Raw genomic sequence first — 6,772 nt, 5'->3', positions numbered from 1 at the left:
GAGCTTGTCGAGACCTGGGCCTCGACAAGCTCGACCAGCGACAGCAACACACCCCGAGGATGTAACCGTTCCCTCAGCGAGTCGAGGGATCAGTCGTGTGATCAGCCGAGGCGCTCGCCCGAGGTCGCGGAGAACACGTGCGAGTGGCCGGCCTGGATCGAGACGGCGATGACGTCGCCCTTGTCCGGCACGGTCCGCGGGTCGATGCGCACGATGAGCTGGTTGCTCTCGCCGGCGGTCAGGTGGACGTCGGCGGCGTCGCCCTTGAGCGTGCCGTAGACGAACGCGTCCGAGCCGAGCTCCTCGACGAGGTTGACCTCGACGTCGAACGAGCCGGCCGTGCCGACCGGGACGACGTCGAGCGCCTCGGGACGGAAGCCCAGGGTCACCTTGCCGGCGTCGGCCTCGGACATGCTGCTCGCGATGGAACGCTCGAGCGGCACGCTGGCCGAACCGACCTGGACCGTGCCCTCCTTGACGTCGAACGTGCCGATGTTCATGGCGGGGGAGCCGATGAAGCCGGCGACGAACACGTTGTTCGGGCGGTCGTACATCTCGCGCGGGGTGCCGACCTGCTGCAGGATGCCGGCGTTGAGGACCGCGATGCGGTCACCCATCGTCAGGGCCTCGGTCTGGTCGTGGGTCACGTAGACCGTGGTGACGCCCAGGCGGCGCTGCAGCGACGCGATCTGCGTACGGGTCTGGACGCGGAGCTTGGCGTCGAGGTTCGACAGCGGCTCGTCCATGAGGAACACCTGGGGCTGACGCACGATGGCGCGGCCCATGGCGACGCGCTGACGCTGACCACCCGAGAGGGCCTTCGGCTTGCGGTCCAGGTACTCGGTGAGGTCGAGGATCTTCGCCGCTTCCTCGACGCGCTGGCGGATCTCCGCCTTGGGCGTGCCAGCGATCTTCAGGGCGAAGCCCATGTTGTCCGCCACCGACATGTGCGGGTACAGCGCGTAGTTCTGGAAGACCATCGCGATGTCGCGGTCCTTGGGCTGCACGTCGGTGACGTCGCGGTCGCCGATGAAGATGTGCCCACCGTTGACGTCCTCGAGGCCTGCGAGCATGCGCAGGGACGTGGACTTACCGCAGCCGGACGGGCCGACGAGGACGAGGAACTCGCCGTCCTCGATCTCCAGGTTCAGCTGGTCGACGGCCGGGCGCTCAGTGCCCGGGTAGACGCGAGTCGCGTGATCGAAAGTGACCGTAGCCATGACTAGTACATCCCTCCACCGGCAGGTACGTGCCGGACGATCCGTTGTGGTCGGGTGCCGTTGCTTCCACTCACGTGTCGGCGGTGACACTGTTGCAGCGCGATCGTACCCCGGTTCGTCAAGGCGGCGGTATCGGGCGGGTCACGATCCGGTCAGCCCTCGCCGCGCAGCGTGCGCGCCAGCCCCGAGAGGACGGCGGCCAGCGCGTCGGGGTCGGGCACGCGGTGCGAGGCGAGCGTGTCGCCCGTCCCGACCTTGATCGTCAGGTCCCCGGACTCGAGCGCGCCGAACGCCTGCTCGTCGGTGGTGTCGTCGCCCGCGTACATGACGCGCACCTTCTCGACGCCCAGCTCGGCCGCGACGGTGCCGCGCAGGCGGCGCAGCGCCTCGCCCTTGCTCGTGGTCACCACCGACACCTCGACCACGTCCTTGCCGTGCATGGTGGGCAGCCCCAGGTTGGCGGCCACCTCGTCGGCGGCCACGGTGATGGCGGCGGCGTCGTCCACGCTTGCCAGGCGCGTGTGCACGACGGCGGCGGCGGGCTTGACCTGCACCCACGCCCCTTCGCGGCCCGAGACGGCGGACTCGAACCCCGCGACGAGCGCGTCGAGCTGGCCGGACTGGGTGGTGGTCAGGTGGAACGGCACCTGCTCGACGCCGGTGCTCGTGGCCCGGCCGGCCTCCGCGCCGTGGCTGCCGACGAGGAAGGTGCCGTCGGGGGCGACCGACCGCTCGGCGAGGTCGGACAGGTCCCGCCCGGAGACGAGCGCGAGCCGCACGGGCACCTCCTGCGCGACCGTGTGCAGCTGCTCGATGGCGGTGCGCGCGGCGCGGGTCATGGTGGACGACTTGGGGTCGTCGACCAGCGGCGCGAGGGTGCCGTCGAAGTCGGAGGCGAGCAGCCACCCGGTCGTGGGCTTCTTGCGCCGCCCGTTCCCGTTGCCCATGCGCGCGAGCCGGCCCCGCGCGGGGATGCCGTCGGGCACCGTGGTGAACGCCGTCAGGGCGTCCCTCAGATTGTGGTGGCGGGGCTCCGAGGCGCGCGGGTCCACGGTGAGCGGTCGCGGGGGCACCGCGGTGAGGACGCCGAGGAAGGTCTCCGACCACTTGGCGACGTCGTCGGCCAGGACCTTGCGGCGCAGGCGCCGCATGCGGCGCCGCTGCTCCTTGGGATCCATGGTCGCGGCGGCCACGATGATGTCCTTCATGCCGTCGATGTCGTGCGGGTTGACCAGCAGCGGGCCGGGGGAGAGCTCGTCGGCGGCGCCGGTGAACTCGCTCAGCACCAGCGCGCCGCGGTCGTCGGAGCGGGCGGCGATGTACTCCTTGGCGACCAGGTTCATGCCGTCGCGCAGCGAGGTGACCAGCAGGACGTCGGCCGCGAGGTAGAGCGCCGCCATCTCCTCCGGCGGGTAGGAGTGGTGCAGGTAGTGGATCGCGGAGTGGCCCAGCTCGCCGTACTCGCCGTTGATCCGGCCCACGAGGACCTCGACGTGCTCGCGGAGCTCCTGGTACGCGCCGACGTTCTCGCGGCTGGGGCTCGCCACCTGCACGAGCGTGGCGTGCTCGACGTCGAGGCGGCCGTCGTCGAGCAGCTCGCCGTACGCCTTGATGCGGTGCCGGATGCCCTTGGTGTAGTCGAGCCGGTCCACTCCCAGCATCAGCGTGTCGGGGTTGCCGAGGTCGGCCTTGATCTCCTTGGCGCGGGCCTGCACCTCGGGCGTGCGGGCGAGCGTGTCGAACCGGCGCGAGTCGATCGAGATGGGGAACGACGACGCGCGCACGTGCCGGCCGGGGCGCCCGTCGGCGTCGGGGATCGTGATGACCGGGCCGCGCGTGGTGTACCCGGTGAGGCGGCGCGCGGAGCGGACGAAGTTCGCGGCGTCGCCGTTGCGCTGGAAGCCCACGAGGTCCGCCCCGAGCAGGCCGTCGATGATCTGCCGGCGCCAGGGGAGCTGCGCGAACAGCTCAACGGGCGGGAACGGGATGTGGTCGAAGAACCCGATGCGCAGGTCGGGGCGCAGGTCGCGCAGCATGCGTGGGACGAGCTGGAGCTGGTAGTCGTGCACCCAGACGACGCCGCCCTCGGCGGCCTGCTCGGCGGCGGCGTCGGCGAAGCGCTGGTTGACCCGGCGGTAGGCGTCCCACCACTGGCGGTGGTAGTCGGGCGGCGCGATGACGTCGTGGTAGAGCGGCCAGAGGGTCGCGTTGGAGAAGCCCTCGTAGTAGCGCTCGATCTCGACGGCGCTGAGCGTGACCGGGACCAGCAGCATGTCGTCGGCCTCGAAGGGCTCGTGCGCCAGGTCGGGAGCGCCGGACCAGCCGACCCAGGCGCCGTCGGCCTCCCGCATCACCGGTTCGAGTGCCGTGACGAGGCCTCCGGGGGACCTCTGCCAGGTGAGGTCGCCTTCGGGACCGACCGAGAAGTCGACCGGTAGCCGGTTCGCGACGACGACCAGATCGTACCCGTCTTTACCCGGCAATGTACTGCTCCTTGGTTGTAGAAGAGTCTCGCAGTCCAGCGTCAAGAGTACCGAGTTCCTATACCTGCTCAGAGTAACGAGCGCATCCGCTGCGTGGGTGGGCATTTGTCTCGCCGCTGGTCAGAGGCATCGGACTTGGCGGGCGTCGGCTGTCCGCGACGACTACCGTGTGCCTCATGAAGGAGGTGGAGGCCTCGATCGCGCCCTCGAACGGTGGCCCCGCTGCTGGCTCGAAGCTCGGCGGGTACACGGTCGTGCGCGCGATCGGGTCCGGCGCCATGGGCGCCGTCTACCGCGCGGAGGACGACGGCGGGCACGCCGTCGCGCTGAAGGTGCTGCACCGCCACCTCGACGACCCCGCCGCCCGCGAGCGGCTGCGCCGCGAGGCCGCGGCGCTGCAGGGCCTGCGCCACCCCGCCGTGGCCCGCGTGCTCGACGCCGAGCTCGAAGGGCCCGAGGCGTTCATCGTCACCGAGCTCGTCGAGGGCCCCACGCTCGAGGAGGAGATCGACGAGCGCGGACCGCTCGACCCCCGCGACCTCTTCGAGCTCGCCGACCAGCTCGCCGACGCGCTGGAGGCCGTGCATGGCACCGGCGTCGTGCACCGGGACCTCACCCCGTCGAACGTGCTCATCGCGCGGACCGGGCCGGTCCTGATCGATTTCGGGCTCGCCCAGGGGCCAGGCGACGTCAGGGCCACGCGGACGGGGTTCGTCATGGGCACCCCCGGCTATCTGGCGCCCGAGCTGCTCGACGGCGCCGAGCCCGGCCCGGACACCGACTGGTGGTCCTGGGCCGCCGTGCTCGCGTTCTCCGGCACCGGCCGGGCGCCGTTCGGCGTCCGGCCCACCGAGCTCGTGCTGCGGCGCTCGCGGCAGGGCCAGGCGGACCTCGACGGGCTGCCGCGCCGGACGACGCGCGCGCTCGGCGCCGCGCTGCGGGCCGTACCCGCCGAACGCTGGGGCCCGACCGAGGTGGCCCGCGCGCTCAAGGCCGAGTCCGAGGCGTTCGTCGCCGACGCGGCGGGCGACGACGGCTCGACGACGGCGGTGCTCGCCGCGGCCGACGCGCCCGACGACGCCCGGACCGCCGAGACGCCGGCCGATCTCGGCTCGACCCGGGTCATGCCGCAGGGCCGGGCGCCGCACCGGCGGCCGGTGTCCGAGGCGGCCGGCGGACTGGGCGTCGGCGCGGCCGCGGGAGCCGCGGCGGTCGCCGGCGCGGCGCGCAGGAATCCCGCCGGTGGGGTGACCGACCTGGCTGCTGCGTCCGCGACGTCCGCCGCGCCCGCCGTCGGACAGGGCAAGGGGCGGTCGGTGACCGGACGTGCGACGGGTGCGCCGCGCCCGGCTCCGCCGTCGGTCGACCCTGCCTACGTGCCCGAGCGGGCCAACCCCGCGCGCGTCACCGGCTACCGGGGGCTGTTCCTCGCGGCGGGGCTCGCGCTCGTGGCGCTCGCCGCGTCGCAGCCCGGGATCGCCGTCGCCGTGCTGGTGGTGCTGTTGATCGTGACCCGCCTGGCGGGGATCGCCGTCGACGAGTTCCGCAGCCGCCGCGCGCGGCGCGGGCCCGGCCGGGCCGACGCGCTCGTGGCGACCGTGATGTCCCCCTGGCACCTCGTGCGTGCGGTGTTCGGCGTGCTGCCCGCCGCGGCCGTCGGCGCCTGCGCGGGTGTGATCGTGGTGCTCCTCGGCCTGACTGTGTTCGCCCCCGGCAACGTGATCCTCGTCCCCGTCGAGACCATCGAGGCGCGGTCGGTGGGCGGCGTGAACCAGCCCATCGTCGACAGCATGGTGCTGGCCGCGGCGATGCTCGTCACGGTGATCGTGTCGTGGTGGGGGCCTGCGTCGTACGGGACGCGCGTCGGCGCCGGGCCGCTGCTGCGCCGGATCGCGCCCGGCTGGGGCTCGAAGGTCCTCATCGTCCTGGTCGTGTTGGCGCTCGCGGTGGTCGCCGCGGCGCCGTTGTTCGACGGCACGGTGGACATCCTGTGGTGGCCCCTGGGGAGCCGGCCCGACATCGTGTGGTGACCTCAAGGTTGGGTGTCCGGAACGTACCGAAACATTCAGCCGACTCCCAGCGACCGCTTGTAGGCTGGTCCGGGCGCCTGAGGCGCCTCGCCCCATTGGCCCGCATCTCGAAGGACCCCGATGTCGACGAATCAGACCAAGGCGCAGCGTCGAGACGCCGCCCGTGCCGAGGCCCTTGCACTCCAGAAGAAGCAGCAGGCCCGTGAGAAGCGCAGCCGTCTGATCGTGCTGAGCGCGCTCGGGCTCGGTGTCATCATCCTGATCGTGGCGGTCGTGATGATCTTCATGGAGGGTCAGAAGACGGCCATGGAGAAGGTCGACAACTTCCCGGCCGGCGTGGTCGAGGAGACCGGGATCCCCGTGGGGGCCGACGGCGTCGCGGGTACCGAGAACGAGGGTGCGAAGACGCTCGACGTCTACGTGGACTTCATGTGCCCGATCTGCGGCCAGTTCGAACAGCTCAACGGCGCGAGCATCACCGAGATGCGCGAGGCCGGCGACGTGACGCTCGTGGTGCACCCCATCTCGATCCTGGACCGCATGTCGGATGGCACCGAGTACTCGACGCGTGCCGCGTCGGCCGCCGCCTGGGTCGCCGACCAGGCGCCGAAGCAGTTCTCCGCGTTCCACGACGCGATGTTCGCGAGCCAGCCGGAGGAGCAGACGCCGGGCCTGTCCGACGAGCAGATCGCGCAGATCGCCGAGCAGGCCGGCGTGCCGGCCGACGTCGCGGCGGGCATCACCGACGGTGACGCACGCGCGACCTTTGGCGAGTGGGTCGAGGCGTCCACCGAGGTTGCTACTTCGGACCCCGACCTCGCGAACCCCCAGACGGGTCAGTTCGGCACTCCCACCGTCCTCATCGACGGCGAGCGGTTCGACGGCTGGCAGGCCACCGGCGCGCTGACCCAGGCGATCACCGGCAAGGCGCCCTCGGCGGAGCCCTCCCCCGAGTCGTCCAAGTAGTACCTGAGGTTGTCGACGGCGGGGTCCCGGGCTACGGCCCGGGGCCCCGCTCGTCTGTGGCGGGACGGCTCGT

General features: G+C 72.0%; 4 protein-coding genes. 2 read left to right on the top strand and 2 right to left on the bottom strand.

The features are described from left to right. Positions 1 to 101 precede the first annotated feature (101 nt). Both ACFT2C_RS15385 and otsB read right to left on the bottom strand, forming a co-directional pair. Entirely contained in the window at positions 102 to 1,220 is a 1,119-nt protein-coding gene (locus tag ACFT2C_RS15385) for an ABC transporter ATP-binding protein (protein WP_377207930.1), read from the bottom strand. 152 nt (positions 1,221 to 1,372) lie between these two features. Continuing rightward, positions 1,373 to 3,703: a trehalose-phosphatase gene (gene otsB / locus ACFT2C_RS15380; protein ID WP_377207929.1), complete on the bottom strand. Its 2,331-nt coding sequence runs from the start codon at positions 3,701 to 3,703 to the stop codon at positions 1,373 to 1,375. A 176-nt stretch (positions 3,704 to 3,879) separates the two neighbouring features. Here otsB and ACFT2C_RS15375 point away from each other — a divergent pair, with 176 nt between their 5' ends. Further along, on the top strand, positions 3,880 to 5,733 hold the full coding sequence (locus tag ACFT2C_RS15375; RefSeq protein ID WP_377207928.1) for a serine/threonine-protein kinase: 1,854 nt from the start codon (positions 3,880 to 3,882) through the stop codon (positions 5,731 to 5,733). A 120-nt stretch (positions 5,734 to 5,853) separates the two neighbouring features. Beyond that, on the top strand, positions 5,854 to 6,699 hold the full coding sequence (locus ACFT2C_RS15370) for a DsbA family protein (RefSeq protein WP_377207927.1): 846 nt from the start codon (positions 5,854 to 5,856) through the stop codon (positions 6,697 to 6,699). The last annotated feature ends 73 nt before the right edge of the window (positions 6,700 to 6,772 follow it).

The sequence above is a fragment of the Promicromonospora sp. NPDC057138 genome (assembly GCF_042670845.1).
Classification (GTDB): domain Bacteria; phylum Actinomycetota; class Actinomycetes; order Actinomycetales; family Cellulomonadaceae; genus Promicromonospora.
Note: the sequence above shows the minus strand (reverse complement) of the source record. Positions and strands in the feature narration are given on the sequence as shown.

Bases quoted from the DNA above. Each gene is read 5' to 3' on its own strand.
- ACFT2C_RS15385 (WP_377207930.1), bottom strand. From the start codon at position 1,220: ATGGCTACGGTCACTTTCGATCACGCGACTCGCGTCTACCCGGGCACT.
- ACFT2C_RS15375 (WP_377207928.1), top strand. From the start codon at position 3,880: ATGAAGGAGGTGGAGGCCTCGATCGCGCCCTCGAACGGTGGCCCCGCT.
- ACFT2C_RS15370 (WP_377207927.1), top strand. From the start codon at position 5,854: ATGTCGACGAATCAGACCAAGGCGCAGCGTCGAGACGCCGCCCGTGCC.